Source organism: Streptomyces sp. NPDC127129, assembly GCF_042671585.1.
Classification (GTDB): domain Bacteria; phylum Actinomycetota; class Actinomycetes; order Streptomycetales; family Streptomycetaceae; genus Streptomyces.
This window is the reverse complement of record NZ_JBHXTV010000001.1, coordinates 226,033-239,882: the sequence shown is the minus strand read 5'-3', so window position 1 is coordinate 239,882 and position 13,850 is coordinate 226,033. Positions and strand designations below refer to the sequence as shown.

At 72.7% G+C, this 13,850-nt stretch carries 12 protein-coding genes and 2 tRNA genes; 8 read left to right on the top strand and 6 right to left on the bottom strand.

Annotated elements, in window-relative coordinates; genetic code table 11:
• Window positions 1–15: 15 nt before the first annotated feature.
• Together ACFVGW_RS01015 and ACFVGW_RS01010 are read right to left on the bottom strand one after the other, a co-directional pair.
• Window positions 16–88, bottom strand: a tRNA-Ser gene (locus ACFVGW_RS01015).
• Between the two features lie 7 nt (window positions 89–95).
• Window positions 96–168: transfer RNA gene (locus ACFVGW_RS01010), tRNA-Glu, on the bottom strand.
• Window positions 169–266: 98 nt separating this feature from the next.
• Between ACFVGW_RS01010 and ACFVGW_RS01005 the strand changes: the two genes are divergently transcribed.
• Complete coding sequence (locus ACFVGW_RS01005) at window positions 267–839, top strand: antibiotic biosynthesis monooxygenase (protein ID WP_385850206.1); 573 nt, start codon at window positions 267–269, stop codon at window positions 837–839.
• 15 nt (window positions 840–854) lie between these two features.
• Here ACFVGW_RS01005 and ACFVGW_RS01000 read toward each other — a convergent pair whose 3' ends face one another.
• Both ACFVGW_RS01000 and ACFVGW_RS00995 read right to left on the bottom strand, forming a co-directional pair.
• Window positions 855–1,793, bottom strand: coding sequence for a ketopantoate reductase family protein (locus tag ACFVGW_RS01000; protein ID WP_385850205.1), 939 nt, complete (start codon window positions 1,791–1,793; stop codon window positions 855–857).
• A 130-nt stretch (window positions 1,794–1,923) separates the two neighbouring features.
• Window positions 1,924–2,745 carry a hypothetical protein gene (locus tag ACFVGW_RS00995; RefSeq protein WP_385850204.1) on the bottom strand — a complete coding sequence of 274 codons (822 nt, stop codon included), beginning with the start codon at window positions 2,743–2,745 and terminating at the stop codon, window positions 1,924–1,926.
• Between the two features lie 270 nt (window positions 2,746–3,015).
• On the opposite strand from ACFVGW_RS00995, the gene ACFVGW_RS00990 reads away from it, so the two are divergent.
• From ACFVGW_RS00990 to ACFVGW_RS00975, 4 genes are all read left to right on the top strand, one after another.
• Window positions 3,016–4,254 (top strand): ROK family protein, encoded by a 1,239-nt coding sequence (locus ACFVGW_RS00990; RefSeq protein ID WP_385850203.1) that lies wholly within the window; start codon window positions 3,016–3,018, stop codon window positions 4,252–4,254.
• 89 nt (window positions 4,255–4,343) lie between these two features.
• On the top strand, window positions 4,344–5,831 hold the full coding sequence (locus ACFVGW_RS00985; protein WP_385850202.1) for an ABC transporter permease: 1,488 nt from the start codon (window positions 4,344–4,346) through the stop codon (window positions 5,829–5,831).
• 40 nt (window positions 5,832–5,871) lie between these two features.
• Complete coding sequence (locus tag ACFVGW_RS00980) at window positions 5,872–6,570, top strand: ABC transporter ATP-binding protein (RefSeq protein ID WP_385850201.1); 699 nt, start codon at window positions 5,872–5,874, stop codon at window positions 6,568–6,570.
• Between the two features lie 88 nt (window positions 6,571–6,658).
• Window positions 6,659–7,381: a CDP-alcohol phosphatidyltransferase family protein gene (locus ACFVGW_RS00975; protein ID WP_385850200.1), complete on the top strand. Its 723-nt coding sequence runs from the start codon at window positions 6,659–6,661 to the stop codon at window positions 7,379–7,381.
• Here ACFVGW_RS00975 and ACFVGW_RS00970 read toward each other — a convergent pair.
• Complete coding sequence (locus ACFVGW_RS00970; RefSeq protein WP_385850199.1) at window positions 7,362–7,877, bottom strand: adenylyltransferase/cytidyltransferase family protein; 516 nt, start codon at window positions 7,875–7,877, stop codon at window positions 7,362–7,364. The two genes, ACFVGW_RS00975 and ACFVGW_RS00970, sit on opposite strands and share 20 nt — an antisense overlap.
• A 195-nt stretch (window positions 7,878–8,072) precedes the next feature.
• Between ACFVGW_RS00970 and ACFVGW_RS00965 the strand changes: the two genes are divergently transcribed.
• From ACFVGW_RS00965 to ACFVGW_RS00955, 3 genes are read left to right on the top strand one after another with little or no spacing between them, the layout of a single operon-like run.
• Window positions 8,073–9,278, top strand: a complete 1,206-nt coding sequence (locus tag ACFVGW_RS00965) for a glycosyltransferase family 4 protein (protein WP_385850542.1) — start codon at window positions 8,073–8,075, stop codon at window positions 9,276–9,278.
• Complete coding sequence (locus ACFVGW_RS00960; protein ID WP_385850198.1) at window positions 9,275–11,017, top strand: lipopolysaccharide biosynthesis protein; 1,743 nt, start codon at window positions 9,275–9,277, stop codon at window positions 11,015–11,017. Before ACFVGW_RS00965 ends, ACFVGW_RS00960 begins: the two co-directional genes overlap by 4 nt.
• Entirely contained in the window at window positions 11,014–12,255 is a 1,242-nt protein-coding gene (locus ACFVGW_RS00955) for a hypothetical protein (protein ID WP_385850197.1), read from the top strand. The genes ACFVGW_RS00960 and ACFVGW_RS00955 overlap by 4 nt, the downstream gene beginning before the upstream one ends.
• Here the strand turns inward: ACFVGW_RS00955 and ACFVGW_RS00950 are convergent.
• Window positions 12,228–13,733 carry a hypothetical protein gene (locus ACFVGW_RS00950; RefSeq protein ID WP_383220297.1) on the bottom strand — a complete coding sequence of 502 codons (1,506 nt, stop codon included), beginning with the start codon at window positions 13,731–13,733 and terminating at the stop codon, window positions 12,228–12,230. The genes ACFVGW_RS00955 and ACFVGW_RS00950 overlap by 28 nt on opposite strands.
• Window positions 13,734–13,850 lie beyond the last annotated feature (117 nt).

Below are 13,850 nucleotides of genomic sequence, written 5' to 3'. Positions count from 1 at the left end.
TGTCGTCCGTCGTCGTGGTCCCGGCCGGATTCGAACCGGCGTGTCCCCTCCGAGCAGGAGGGCGCGACTGCCTCTGCGCTACAGGACCGGAAGAGCCCGGACGGTCGGATTCGAACCGACGTGACCCGACCTGAGAAGTCGGTGCGACTGCCTCTGCGCTACATCCGGGTGGGGTGATCATACCGACGGCCCACGGGGCGCCCGCCAGGCCCTCGGCCCGTCCCCGTAGAGTGAGGGCGGGCGCGGTGTGATCACGAGGAGTATGTGTGACCGCGGTGAGTCTCGAACACGCCACCGTCCCCGCCGACACCGGCGAGGTGACCCTGCTGATAGCCCGCCGGGTGGAACCGGGCTACGAAGTCGCCTTCGAGAGCTGGGCGAGAGGCATCCTCGACAGCGCGGCCGCCTTCCCCGGCCACCTCGGCCACGGACTCTTCCGCTCCTCCGGCGGCGGCGCCCCCTGGTTCCTCGTCCACCGCTTCCGTGACGCCGCGGCCTGCCGGGCCTGGCAGGAGTCGCCGGAGCGGGCGGCCTGGTTCGCCGACTGCGAGGGCCACCACCACACCGAGATAGCCCGGCGGCAACTGACCGGCATGGAGACCTGGTTCGCCAAACCCGGCTCGACACGGCCCGCGCCGCCCCGCTGGAAGATGGCGATCAGCGCGACGCTCGCGATCTACCCGATCTCCCTGCTCGGCAGCGTCTTCCTCGTACCCCGCCTGACCGCGCTCCCCCTCCTGCTCAGCAGCGCGGTCGTCGCCGCCGTCTTCAACGTCCTGATGACGTACGTGGCGATGCCGGCCGTGAGCAGGCTGCTGCGCGGATGGCTCGGCCGCTAGGACGTGTCGCGGGCCTCAGGAGCGGACCTGGTCGACGGCCGTGACGCGCTCCTGGTGGACGCGGAGGTGGAGGGTCGCCAGGTCGAGGAGCGGGGTGGGGACCGAGAGGGCGCGGGCACGGGCCACCAGGTCGCCGAAGAGGTGCTCGACCTCCGTCGGGCGTCCGGCGACCAGGTCGCGGTAGAGGGAGGGCACCATCGGGGACCCGGTCGCGGTGACGATGCCCAGGGTCGCGGCACGCTCCGGCTCCGGTACGGGATGGCCCGCCGCCGCCGAGACGGCCGAGGCCTCGTCGAGGACCGCCGGGCCCAGGTCCGCACCGCCCGGGACCGCGTTGATCTCGCCGACGGTGCCGCGCATCAGGCTCGTCACCGCGCCGAAGGTGGTGATGAAGACCCACTTGTGCCACATGGAGGTCATCACGTCCTCCGGGACCAGGACGTCGATGCCGGCCTCGGTCAGGGCGGAGCGGATCTTCTCCACCCGGGGTGACGGAGACCCGTCCTGCTCCCCGACGGTCAGATGGGCGAGCGGCGCGAGCCGGACGATGTCCCCCTCGTCGCCGAGTGTGGTGACCACCTTGGCGACGCCGCCGAGGACCGGCGCGGCACCGAACCGGGCGTTCAGGGCGTCGATGTGGGCGAGCCCGTTCAGCAGCGGCACGATCGCCGTGTCCGGCCCGACGGCCGGGGCGATGTCCTCCATCGCCTGATGCAGCGCGGTGGACTTCACGGAGAGCAGGACGAGGTCGTACGCAGTGGTCAGCGCCTCCGCCGTGACGAGCCGGGGCTCCAGGGACCACTCCTCGCCCCGGCCGGTGATGCGCAGACCGCGGGCGCGCAGCACGGCGGCGCGCCGCGGCCGGACCAGGAAGGTGACGTCCTGTCCGGAACGGGCGAGCAGGCCCCCGAAGTAGCCTCCGGTGGCTCCGGCGCCGACGACCAGGATCTTCATGAGTGCGGACCTTTCGGGAAGCGTGGCGGGACGGACGGTACGAGATCAGGGTGGCGAGCCGGTCGGCGAGGACGGCGCGAGGAGCCGGAGACGGGCGGCGAACGCGCCCGGGCGCCGGACCGCGCGGACCTCAGTCCACCAGAAACGGAAGTGCGGCGAGGGCGGCACCGCCGCCCAGCAGAGGCAGTGCGCCGAGAGTGAGGGCGAGGGACTTGAGCGCGGTGCGCCTGCCCGACAGGCCGAAGGAGTAGTCCTGGGGATCCTCCGGGTCGTAGACGACGCGGGCCACCGGTCCGATGTTCTTGCCCCGGCCGCTGCGCTCGACGCCGTCCGCGTCGGTGAACCTGTACCAGGCTGCTCCGTCTCTGGTCCTGAAGTCGAATGAGGCTGCCACTGTGATCCCGCGCCGCTGCAGCGCGAAGTGGACCAGCGTCACGGTCACCCCGAGGAACAGCAGGCCTGCGCCGAGCGCGAGCGGGATCGCCGCGGCGAGAGGGGCGATGATCGTTTCCGCCCCGCGTGCGACGCCGGTCCAGACCGTGTAGCCGACATGGACGAGGAGCAGAGCGAGGAAGGTCAACTGCCGTCGGCGGTATTTCGGATGGTTCTCCGGCTTCTCCGGCTCCTCCGGCGGTGTCAGCGGGGTCACCGTGACGCGGGCGCTGCCGGCGGGGTCGCGCCGCTCGGGGAGTGCGGCGGTCAGGGCGGCCACGAAGGCGGTGGCGGCCGTCGGGTTGCCGCCGTCCACACGGTGCACGGCTGCGTCGGTGAGCACGATCTCGACGTGCCGCCCGCCGTCGGCACGGGCCTCCCGGACCACCGCGAGGGGGATCTCCGTCCGGGTGTGGCGGTCGACGAGCCGGAGACCGTCGCCTTCGAGCACGGTCTCGGTACCGCCGCCGATCAGTATCTGTGAAGAGACCATCGCGTTCGCCCCCTGTTGATACGCCACGGCGCCCTCCGCCATCGCACGATCGGAAACCTACCGCGAGGAGAAGAGGGCCTCGCCGCCCCGCCCGGACGCCCTCGCGCGAGGAGGGGGATTAGGCTCGTCGCCACGATGACGAAGACTCCGCGGACCGGGGACGCCCGCCCGAAGCGACGGAAGCCGGTGGCCGGAGGCGGCCCGGCCGAGGGCGGCCCGCTCGAAGGCGGCCCTGCCGCAGGGGTGCCTGCGGCAGGGGTGCCTGCGCGGAGTGCGCCGGGAGAGGAGCGGGCGCGGGTGGAAGCGCGGCCCCGGGAGCCCAAGGCCGACAAGGCCAGCGTGCGGCGGCACAACCTCAGCCTCGTCCTGCGGACCGTCCACGAGGCCGGCGAGACGACCCGCGCGGCCGTCGCCGCGCGCGTGGGGCTCACCCGTGCCGCCGTCTCCTCCCTCGTCGAACAGCTCCTGGAGCAGGGCTTCCTGGTCGAGTCCGGCAAGACCTTCAGCGGACAGGCCGGGAGGCCGGGAACGGTCCTGAAGGCGGCCGGCACCGGTCCGGCCGGGCTCGGGGTCGAGATCAACGTCGACTACGTGTCCGTCTGCGTCGTCGACCTCGCGGGAGCCGACCGGGTCCGCGTCACCGAACCCCTCGACAACCGCGCAGCCGACCCGGACGACGTCCTCGCACGCGCCGCCGGGATCGCGGCGGGCGCGCTGCGGAGCGCGGCGGAGCTGGAGCTGCGCCCGGCCGGGGTACGGCTCGCGCTGCCGGGCCTGGTCTCGTCGGGAACCGTCCGCCAGGCACCGAACCTCGGCTGGAACCGTGTGGAGGCCGACCGGCTGTTCGGCGCCGCGCTGCTCGCGCAGCACCGCTTGCCGCCCGAGCTGCCGGTCGCATCGGACAACGAGGCGAACGCGGCGGCGCTGGCCGAGCTGTGGTTCGGCGCCCTCGGGGACGTGCGGAGCTTCCTCTACCTCACCGGCGAGATCGGCGTGGGCGGGGCGATCGTCGTGGACGGCGAACTGCTCCGCGGCGCGCACGGCTTCGCGGGCGAGATCGGCCATCTGCCCGTGGACGCCGACGGCCGACTGTGCCGCTGCGGCTCGCGCGGCTGCCTCGAGCAGTACGCGGGACAGACGGCGCTGCTGCGGTCGGCGGGCGCGGCCGACGTGGAGGAGCTGTCGCGCCGGGCCGACGCGGGTGAACCGCGAGCGGTGGCCGCAGTCGAGGAGGCCGGGCGGATGCTCGGTCTCGCGCTCTCCGGAGCGGTGAACCTGCTCGACCCGGAGGCCGTCGTCCTCGGCGGCATCTACCCGCGTCTGATGCCCCGTCTCGGACCGGCCGTCGACGCCGAACTCGCTCGCCGTGTCGTCTCCGGCCTCTGGACGCCGGGGGCGGGCCGCCTCCGCGCCGCCTCCTCCGCGAGCCCGGTGGGCCGCCTGCGTGCGGCCTCCTCCGCGAGCCCGGCGTCGCGCGGAGCGGCCGCGTTCGTCATCCGCCACGTCCTGGCCGACCCCCTCGCCCACCAGCCCTGAGCCCCTGACCCGGGCCGCACCTCCGACTCTCATCCCACTCTCACGTGGGCCTTATTCAGCCATCACCGCGCGCGCCTAGCTTCGCGCCCATGTTCTTCACCTACCTCCGGCGCGAGCTGCGCCGTCGCAGAAAGGCGGCGCTCGTCGTCGCCTCCGGGCTGGCGCTCGGGATCGCGTTGGTCATCGTCGTCAACTCCGTGGCCTCCGGCATGAAGCAGGCCCAGACCCGGGTCCTGGAGTCCCTCTACGGGCTCGGCACCGATCTGACCGTCACCAAGGCCCGTGAAGAGCCCCAGTCCGGCGGGCAGGCGCAGCGGCCGCGGTTCGAGTTCGACGCCGGCGAGGACGGCGAGGAGCAGAGCAGCGACCGGCTGATGGTCCAGGGATACCAGACCCTGCCCGCCTCCACCTCCGCCACGGTCGCGAAGCAGGCCGGCGTCGCCCAGGCCGTCGGCGGGCTGAGCCTCGTCAACCTCAAGATCGACGGCGAGTTCAAGCGCGGCGAGTTCAAGCAGGCCCAGCCCGCCCAGCCCGGCACCCCGGGCGGCGGCAACGGCAACGGAGGCGGCAACGGCGGCGGGGGCCGTGTCGAAGGCGGTGGCGCCGCCTTCGACGTCAACTCCTTCACCCTCTACGGCACCGACGTCACCGCCCCCGACCTCGGACCCCTCACCACCTCCACCCTCACCAAGGGCCGTACCTTCAAGGCCACCGAGACCGACGCCGCCGTCGTCGTGATCGACAGCGCCTACGCCAAGCAGGAGGGCCTCGACGTCGGCGAGACGCTCACGGTCAAGGGCGTGAAGTTCGAGGTCGTCGGCATCGCCACCGCGGACAGCGGCCAGGCCGCAGCCCAGGTCTACCTGCCGCTCACGAAGGCGCAGACGCTCTCCGACTCCAAGGACAAGATCACCACCGTCTATGTGAAGGCGACCGACTCGACGAGGATCGAAGCCGTCAAGGCCGCCATCCAGCAGAACGTCACCGGCACCACGGTCACCACCTCCGCCGATCTCGCCGAGACGGTCTCCGGCTCCCTCGACACCGCGGCCGACCTGGCGACCAACGTGGGCAAGTGGCTCTCGTACGCCGTTCTCGTCGCCGCCGTTCTCGTCGCGGGGCTGCTCACCTCCTCGGCCGTCAGCCGCCGGGTGCGCGAGTTCGGCACCCTCAAGGCGCTCGGCTGGAAGAGCGGCCGGGTCACCCGGCAGGTGATGGGCGAGGCGCTGGTCAACGGAATCATCGGAGGCGCTCTCGGCATCGTCGTGGGCCTCGCCGGCGCGTACCTCGTCACCGCCGTCAGCCCCACCCTCACGGCCGAGCTCGGCGGCGGCGCGCTGACGGCCGGCGGTCCCGGCGGCGGCCGGATGCTCGGTGGCGGCCCCGGCATGGGCGCGGCCCGGGACGGCGGCGGCGCGGGCAACACCCTCGACATCGCCCTCACCGCGCCCGTGAGCCTCACCACCGTCGGCCTCGCCGTCCTCCTCGCCCTCGGCGGCGGTCTGGTCGCGGGCGGCTTCGGCGCCTGGCGCGCCTCGCGCCTGCGCCCGGCGGACGCGCTGCGCCGCGTCGAGTAGCGGTAGCCCCAACCCCTTCCCGTATCGCAGGAGTTGCACCATGTACGAACTCACAGGCGTCACCAAGCAGTACCGCACGGGCCAGAAGAGAGTCGACGCCCTCGCCGGGATCGATCTCACCATCAGGGAGGGCGACCGCCTGGTCATCCAGGGCCCCACCGGCGGCGGCAAGTCCACACTGCTCCAGATGCTCGGCGGTCTCGACCGGCCGACCGCGGGCAGCGTGATGCTCGACGGTGTCGATCTGGCCAGACTTCCGGAGAGCCGGCTGACGGCCGTACGGAGCCAGAACATCGGCTTCGTCTTCCAGTCCTTCAACCTCATCCCCACCCTCACCGCGCAGGAGAACGTGGAGACCGCGCTCGTCCCGATGGGCATCAGGACCGGTGAGCGGCGCGCCATGGCGGCGGAGGCGCTGGAGGCCGTGGGCCTCGGCGAGCGCCGGGGGCACGTGCCGTCCGAACTGTCGGGCGGACAGCAGCAGCGCGTCGCGATCGCCCGCGCCCTGGTGAAGCGGCCCAAGGTGCTCCTCGCCGACGAGCCGACCGGCAACCTCGACGAGTCGATGCGCGACGAGATCGTGGAGCTGCTCGAAGGGCTCTGGAAGGAGCACGGGCTGACGTTCGTGATGGTCACCCACGACAGCGCCATCGCCCGCCGGGCCCCACGCCTCGCGACGATCCGCAAGGGCCGGATCACGATCAAGGAGAACCGCCACGCGGATGCGGTGGAGGCCTAGTCGGGCCACCACGAACCCCCCGGTGATGCGATGATGTGCGCCATCACGTACGAAAGTACGAAACTCGCACACAGACCCGGGGGGGTTCGTGGGAACGTTCGGGACCGCGCTGGCCGAGCTGAAGTCCGCCCAGAAGTCGGCGAAGGGGGTCTCGCTCTACTCGCGGTTCGTCAACCGCCCGGTGGGGCGCCTCCTGGCGGCCGGTTCGCACGCAGCAGGACTGACGCCCAATCAGGTCACCCTGATCAGTGCTCTGTTCAGCTTCGCAGCCGTCGCCGGAACGGCCCTCGGCGGCCCGTCCTGGGCGCTCGGGCTAATGGTCTGGCTCGGTCTCGCGGTCGGCTTCGCCTTCGACTCCGCCGACGGGCAGCTCGCACGGCTGCGGGGTGGTGGCAGCCCGGCGGGGGAGTGGCTCGACCACGTCGTGGACTGCGCGAAGATCACCGCGCTGCACACCGCGGTACTGATCGCCTTCTACCGTCACCCCGGGCACTTCGGGACGGAGGCCGACGGCTGGCTCCTGGTCCCGCTCGGGTTCCAGCTCGCCGCCGTGGTGACCTTCTTCGGCGGACTGCTGACCGAGAAGCTCAAGCCCCGTCCGGCGCCGGGGAGTTCCGCACCGCAGCCCTCCACCCTGCGCGCGGTGGCTCTGCTCCCCGTCGACCACGGCGTCTTCTGCCTGGTCTTCCTGCTCCTCGGTGGTGGATCGTTCTTCCGCTGGGGCTATACCGCGCTCGGCGCCGCGAGCGCGGTGTTCCTCCTCGCCTTCCTCACCAAGTGGTTCCGCGAACTCAGCGCAGCCCCTCGCTGACCCCGCCGATGCCGCCCGCGCCGCTGCCGAGACCGGCGGCCCCGGTGGTGCCCGGCTCGGCCTCCTGCGTCAGGAGGTCGAGCGCGCGCCGGAGCTGCGTGCTGGAGGTGTGCATCGTGTACGGGAAGTAGACGATCTCCACCCCCACCCCGGCGAAGTCCCGCTCCAGCCGGTCCCCCTTGGGCGTGCCGCGCCAGTCGTCGCCCTTGAACAGCACGTCGAACCGGACCTGCTTCCAGGTCTCCAGCTTGTCCGGGACCGTCTCCACGAACGCCGCGTCGACGTACTTCACATTCCGTACGATCTCCAGCCGCTCGACCAGCGGAATCACCGGCCGCCTGCCCTTGGCCAGCTCGGCCATCTCGTCCGATACCACACCCGCCACCAGGTAGTCGCACTGGCTGCGCGCGTGCCGGAGGATGTTGAGGTGCCCGATGTGAAAGAGGTCGTAGGCCCCCGGCGCGTAGCCGACGCGGTACGGCCTTCCTGCGGTCATGTACGAAACCCCCCAGGTGCGTTCGCGCTCCCCAGCGCGAAGGAGTTTCGACGATAGCGTGCACGTTCCGTTGAGAGTGGGTGAACGACTAGGGTGATGACCGGTTCGCGTCAGGGGGAGAGGGGCGGTCGCGTGGGGGATCGGACGGCGGGGAACAGCGGCTCGGGCACACCGCAGGGGCGCAGGCGCCTGCTGATGGTGTCCACCAACTACGCACCCGAGCATGCCGGAATAGGTCCGTACGCGACACAGATAGCCGAACACTGGGCGGCGAGCGGTCACGAGACCCATGTCCTCGCCGGAATGCCGCACTACCCCTCCTGGTCCCTCGACCCGGCCTACGCCAAGGCCTGGCGCCGTACGGAGGAGCGCGCCGGAGTCGTCGTCCACCGCCGGCGCCACACCGTCCCGCCCCGCCAAACCGCGCTGAAGCGCGCCGCGTTCGAAGCCAGCGTGCTCGCCCACGGACTCGCCGCACCGCCCACGATGGCCCGGCCCCATGCGGTCCTCGCCCAGATGCCCAGCCTCGCCGGCGGCATCATCGGCGCCCGGCTCGCCGCCCGTTGGCGCGTTCCGTACGTTCCCGTCGTCCAGGACCTGATGGGCGCCGCGGCCGCGCAGAGCGGCATCGCCGGAGGAGACCGCGCTGCCGCGCTCGCCGCCCGGGCCGAGACGTACGCCGTCCGCCGCGCCGCCCTCGTGGGCGTCATCCACGAGACGTTCGTCGACAAGGTCGCCGCCATGGGTGTCGACCGCGGCCGCATACGGCTCGTACCCAACTGGTCCCATGTGACGCGCCCTTCGGCTCCCCGTGCCGAGACCCGCCAGCGGCTCGGCTGGGGTGAGGGCGAGACCGTCGTCCTGCACTCCGGCAACATGGGACTCAAGCAGGGGCTCGAGGTGCTCGTCGAAGCGGCCCGGCGCGACCCGAAGATCAGGGTCGTGCTCCTGGGAGACGGCAACCAGCGCGACCACCTCGAGGAGTTGGGCGCCGGAGTCCCCAACCTGGAGTTCATGGAGCCCGTCGACGACGACGCGTTCCCCGACACCCTCGCCGCGGCCGACGTCCTCGCCGTCACCCAGCGGGCCTCGGTCCTCGACATGAGCGTGCCGTCCAAGCTGACCTCGTACTTCGCCGCCGGACGCCCTGTCGTCGCCTCCGTGGCCGCCGGGGGCGGCACCGCTCAGGAGGTGCTGCGCTCCGGTGCCGGCGTCCTCGTACCTCCGGAAGATCCCGACGCGCTGCTCGCCGAGATCCGTAGAATCGGCGACGATCCGGCGGCCGCCGAAGCGCTCGGCGCCCAGGGGCCCCGCCATGTCGAGGCCCATCTGACGCGGGCGGCCGGGCTCGCCCGGATCGACGCACTGATCGAAGAGGCTCTGGGGGGTCCGAGCACGTGACACAATCGCACGTCACCGCGGTGGAGGACGACGAACCGGAGCTGCTGCGCGACCAGTTCCGCCAGCTCCTGCGCTACCGCGCGATCATCGCCGCCGGCATCGGGACCGGTCTGCTCGGCGGCGTCTGGTTCGGGATGTCCAACGCGGACACCTACGTGGCCACCAGCCAGGTCGTGCTCCGGGCCCCCGTCAACGACCCCTTCAACCCCAGCATTTCGCAGGAGAAGACCCTCAACATGGGGTCCGAGCGCCAGACCGCGCTCAGTAGCAGCGTCGCCGGGCAGGCCGCGAAGAAGCTCGGCTGGACCGGCACCATCGGCAAGCTGCAGAAGGACCTGCAGGTCACCAACCCGCCGCAGAGCCAGGTGCTCCAGTTCACCTACACGGCCGACACGCCCCAGGCCGCCGCCGACCGGGCCAACGCGGTCACCCAGGCCTACCTCGACCTGCGCAAGAAGCAGTGGACCGACCTGCGGGCCACCATGCTCGACGGACAGCAGAAGCAGCTCGACGAGGTGGCCAAGAAGCACGACCAGAAGATCAAGGAACTCGACCGGATGCCCGACGGGGCGGCCCGGGATGCCGAGTACGGCGTCAAGACCAACCTCCTCAACCGCATCAACGAACTCGACGGCCGGATCTCCCAGCTCAAGTCGCTCGACATGTCGCCGGGCACCGTCATCCGCGTCGCCACCGCCCCCGGCTACTCCGACGGCCCGGGCCTGCCCATGAGCCTCGGCCTCGGCGCCCTCGTCGGCGTGGCGCTCGGACTGCTCGCCGCCTGGGTCCGTCTCGTCTTCGACCCCGCGCCGCGCTCGCCCGGCGACGTCGCCCGCGCCGTACGCGCCCCCGTCCTCGGCACCCTGCCCCGCGGAGCCACCGACGTCCTCCTCGCCGAGGACCACACCGACGCCCGCGTCGCCGAGGAGTACCGCTCCGTCGCCTTCCGGCTCGCCTACGACCAGCGGTTCGCCGACCGGCGACGCCTCCTCGTCGTCGCCCCGCGCGGCTCCAACGAGGCCGCCGTCGCCGTCGCCTCCCATCTCGCGGCCTCCTTCGCCGAGACCGGCAAGGACGTCCTCCTCATCGAGGCCGACCTGCGCACCCCGACCCTCGCCGGGCGGCTGCGCGCCCACGCGGCCGCCGCGCCGCGCTGGAGCAACCCGCCGGAGGGCGAGGAGAGCGACTGGCCCCGACGGCGCCAACTCACCGTCGACGCGGGGGAGTCGGGCTCCTTCGGTCTGGTGCCGGGCGAGCGGGTACGGAACGTGGCGCGCGCCCTGACCGGCCCCCGGGTCTCCCGGCTGATCGCCGAGGCCGACTCGCCCAACTCCACCGTCGTCGTCCTCGCCCCGCCCGTCCTCAACTACGCCGACGCGCTCGCGCTCGTCGACCGCGTCGACGGCGTCCTCATCGTCTGCGACCCGCGGGCCGTCCACCGTACGGACCTCCAGCGCATCCGCGAACTGATAGGAGGTGCCGGCGGTACGGTCCTCGGCGCCGTCGTGTACACCCCGGGCCGCCGCCGGCTCCGGGCCACCAAGCAGCAGGCCGCCCGCCGCGGGGCGGGCGGCGGCCGGAGCGGCCGGGCCGCCCCGGCGGCCGCGCCCGCCGGGACCGAGGAGTTCGCCGCCGAACCCGAGCAGATCCTCGTCGGCGACGGCTCCGACACCGTCGCCCTGCGCGCCCTGCGTGCGCAGGACCTGCGGACCGGCGACATCCACGCGGGCGACCGTTGAGACGTGCCGCCGCCGTCGCCGCCTCGGTCCTCGACCAAGCGGCGGCCAGTCTCACCAACATCGCCGTCCTGGTGATCGCGGCACGCGCCTCCAGCGCCGACGGCTTCGCCGCCTTCTCCATGGTGTACATCGTCTTCACCGTGCTCCTCGGCCTGGGGGCCGCCTTCGTCGGGCAGAGCGTCGTCCTGGAGAAGGGCGAGGACCACGAGATCGGCGCGGCGGTCCGCTCGGCCGTCGCCTTCACCGCGGCCGCCTCCACGGCGGCCGGGGTCCTGCTCCTCGCGGCCGGCGCCGTCATCGGCGGGGGAACCGGGCTCGCCGTCCTCGCCCTCGGCGCGGTCCTCCCGGTCGTCCTCGTCCAGGACGGACTGCGCTACGGCTTCTCCGCCCTGCGGCAGCCCCACCGGGCCCTCGCCGCCGACCTGCTCCGGCTCGCCTGCGCCGTACCGGCCCTGCTGCTCCAGCCGCACGGCAGCTCACCCGCACGCCTCGTCCTCGTCTGGGGCCTGTCGGCGCTGCCCGCCGCCCTCCTCGGCCTGGCCCTGCTCCACCCGTACGTCCGCAGGCAGCCCTGGTCCCTCCGCCGCCACCTGAGCAAGGACCACCTCGGCCGGCGCTTCGTCGTCGAATTCGCCGTCGGCAGCGCCTCCAGCCAGCTCGCCGTCCTCGGCCTCGGACTCCTCGCGAGCCCCCTCGTCGTCGGCGCCCTGCGCGGCGCGACCACCCTCTTCGGCCCGCTCAACACGCTGTTCACCTCCGTCAACGCCTTCGGCCCGCCGCTGCTCGGCAGGGCCGGCGGCCGGCGTGCGACGGTACGGGCCGCCGCCGGGCTCGCCGCCGTCCTCGCGCTCGTCGCGCTCGGCTGGGCCGGCGTGCTGTACACGCTGCCCGGCCATGTCGGCCGCCAACTCCTCGGAGCCACCTGGCAGTCCACGGCCGCCCTGCTGCCCGCGACCGGCAGCCAGTACGCCGTGATGGCGGCCGGCACCTGCGCCCTGGTCACCCTCCGCGTCCTCAGTCCGCGCGCCACGCTCTCCGTGCAGGTGGTCTTCTCCCTGCTCGCCGTCGCCCTGATGCTCGCCGGGTACGGCCTCGGCGGCGCCGCGGGCGCGGCCTGGGGCCTCGCCGCCGGCTCCGCCCTGAAGGCCCTCGCCGCGTGGACCCGGGTGGCGCGTACGCGCCCCGAGCCCGCCGCGCCGCGCCAGGAGGATCAGCGCAGCGCCGCGCCCTTGTCCTGACGCCAGGTCATCACCAGGGCGACGCAGATCAGTGCGATCGCCACCCGTCCCGAGGCCTGGAGCAGCGGGCCGCGCAGCAGGATGAAGGAGTAGCCCGCCACCAGCGGCACCACCAGCGAGATCAGACTGCCGGGCGGCGCCCTGCGGTTGCCCCGGCGGGCGAACCGTCCGTCGACCCGGGCGGCCGCGTAGCCGAGCCCCGTCATCCCGGCGGCCATCCCCACGGCCCCGAAGTCGATCCACAGCTCGGCCCAGACGGGTGAGGAGAGATTGGTGTTCACCGTCCCCATCCACTGGCCGACCATCACCCCCGTGTCGCGGGGCTTGCCCGCCCAGACCGAACGCGGCACGGCGAAGAACACGGACCCGGCCAGCTGACGTCCGTACCGGTGCCGGCTGCCCGAGTTCACGAGCGTGATGGTGTTGGCGAACATGCCGACCTGGTCGTAGTCCTTGAGCGCCAGCGGCTCCAGGACCGATGTCGTCTCGACGGGACGGTAGTTCTTCTCGTCGTACCGGAAACGGTCGGAGAACGGGAAGACGATCAGCGCCATGACCACGCCCAGGCTGAGAGCGGACCGGTACATCGCGGCGCTCACCGGGAAGACGGTGAACAGCAGGGAGAACATCACCGTCAGGAACCAGTAGCGCGGGTTCGAGATCGGGTTGTTCACCACGCAGTTGAGCACCACCAGGGCCGCGAAGACGGCGAGCACCATGGGGCGGCGCCTGGCCCGCCGGGAGGTGACCAGCCAGCGGCTGTAGACGAGCAGCGCGAAGAGCGCGGGGACCGTGCCGAAGCCGCGCAGGAACGCCTGCCCCGCCTGCGAGTCGGCCTGCGAGACGCCCGCCTCCTCGATCCCCGCGATGATCTCCTGCCGGCTGGAGAAGAACACCGCCGGACCGCCCAGCTTGACCACGAACAGACCGCTGCACAGGAAGGCCAGCAGCACGAGGAGGTACAGCCGGCGCCGGTGCACCAGCGCCGGGCGGCCCTCCGCCTTCCGCGACGCACCCGGCCGGCCCCGGGCCAGCAGCGACCCCAGGTCGAACGCGGCGCAGCCGACCAGGACCAGGGCGACCGCCGTCGTCAGGTCGGAGCGCGGGCCCACCACCGGTGTCGGCACCCGGCCCAGGACGGCCTGGGCGAGCGGCGCCACTCCCATCGCCATGTAGACGAAGAGCCAGAACGAGCCCTGGAGCAGCTTGCGCCGGCTCGTGAGGATCATCGCCGACAGCCGGGCCCCGGCGTACATGGTCAGCGCGATCTGGAGGTAGTACGCGGCGTCGTGCACGCCCGCGCCGGGCTGGATCGCCACCAGCAGCGGCAGGAAGACCGTGAAGCCGAGCACGAGCGGGATCGACAGGGCCCGGGAGAGCAGCGTGCGCGGTGACACGGCCGGGGCGAGCAGCAGCGGCGGGGGAGCCGACGGCTCCGGACGCGCCTGGGCTCTCGCACCGCGTACATCGGTCGTCATCGCGCCCCCTGGACTCCCCGGAGCCACGGCCCCTCGGGCGTCGAAGTCCCCACCCCGGAACATCACTTCGCGGCAGTCTACCGACGCCCCCCTGTCACCTCGCGTCAACCGTTAGTC

Excerpts from the sequence above, each read along its gene's own strand:
- ACFVGW_RS01000 (WP_385850205.1), bottom strand. The coding sequence starts at position 1,793 with ATGAAGATCCTGGTCGTCGGCGCCGGAGCCACCGGAGGCTACTTCGGG.
- ACFVGW_RS00950 (WP_383220297.1), bottom strand. The coding sequence starts at position 13,733 with ATGACGACCGATGTACGCGGTGCGAGAGCCCAGGCGCGTCCGGAGCCG.
- ACFVGW_RS00965 (WP_385850542.1), top strand. The coding sequence starts at position 8,073 with ATGGTGTCCACCAACTACGCACCCGAGCATGCCGGAATAGGTCCGTAC.
- ACFVGW_RS00980 (WP_385850201.1), top strand. The coding sequence starts at position 5,872 with ATGTACGAACTCACAGGCGTCACCAAGCAGTACCGCACGGGCCAGAAG.
- ACFVGW_RS00970 (WP_385850199.1), bottom strand. The coding sequence starts at position 7,877 with ATGACCGCAGGAAGGCCGTACCGCGTCGGCTACGCGCCGGGGGCCTAC.
- ACFVGW_RS00985 (WP_385850202.1), top strand. The coding sequence starts at position 4,344 with ATGTTCTTCACCTACCTCCGGCGCGAGCTGCGCCGTCGCAGAAAGGCG.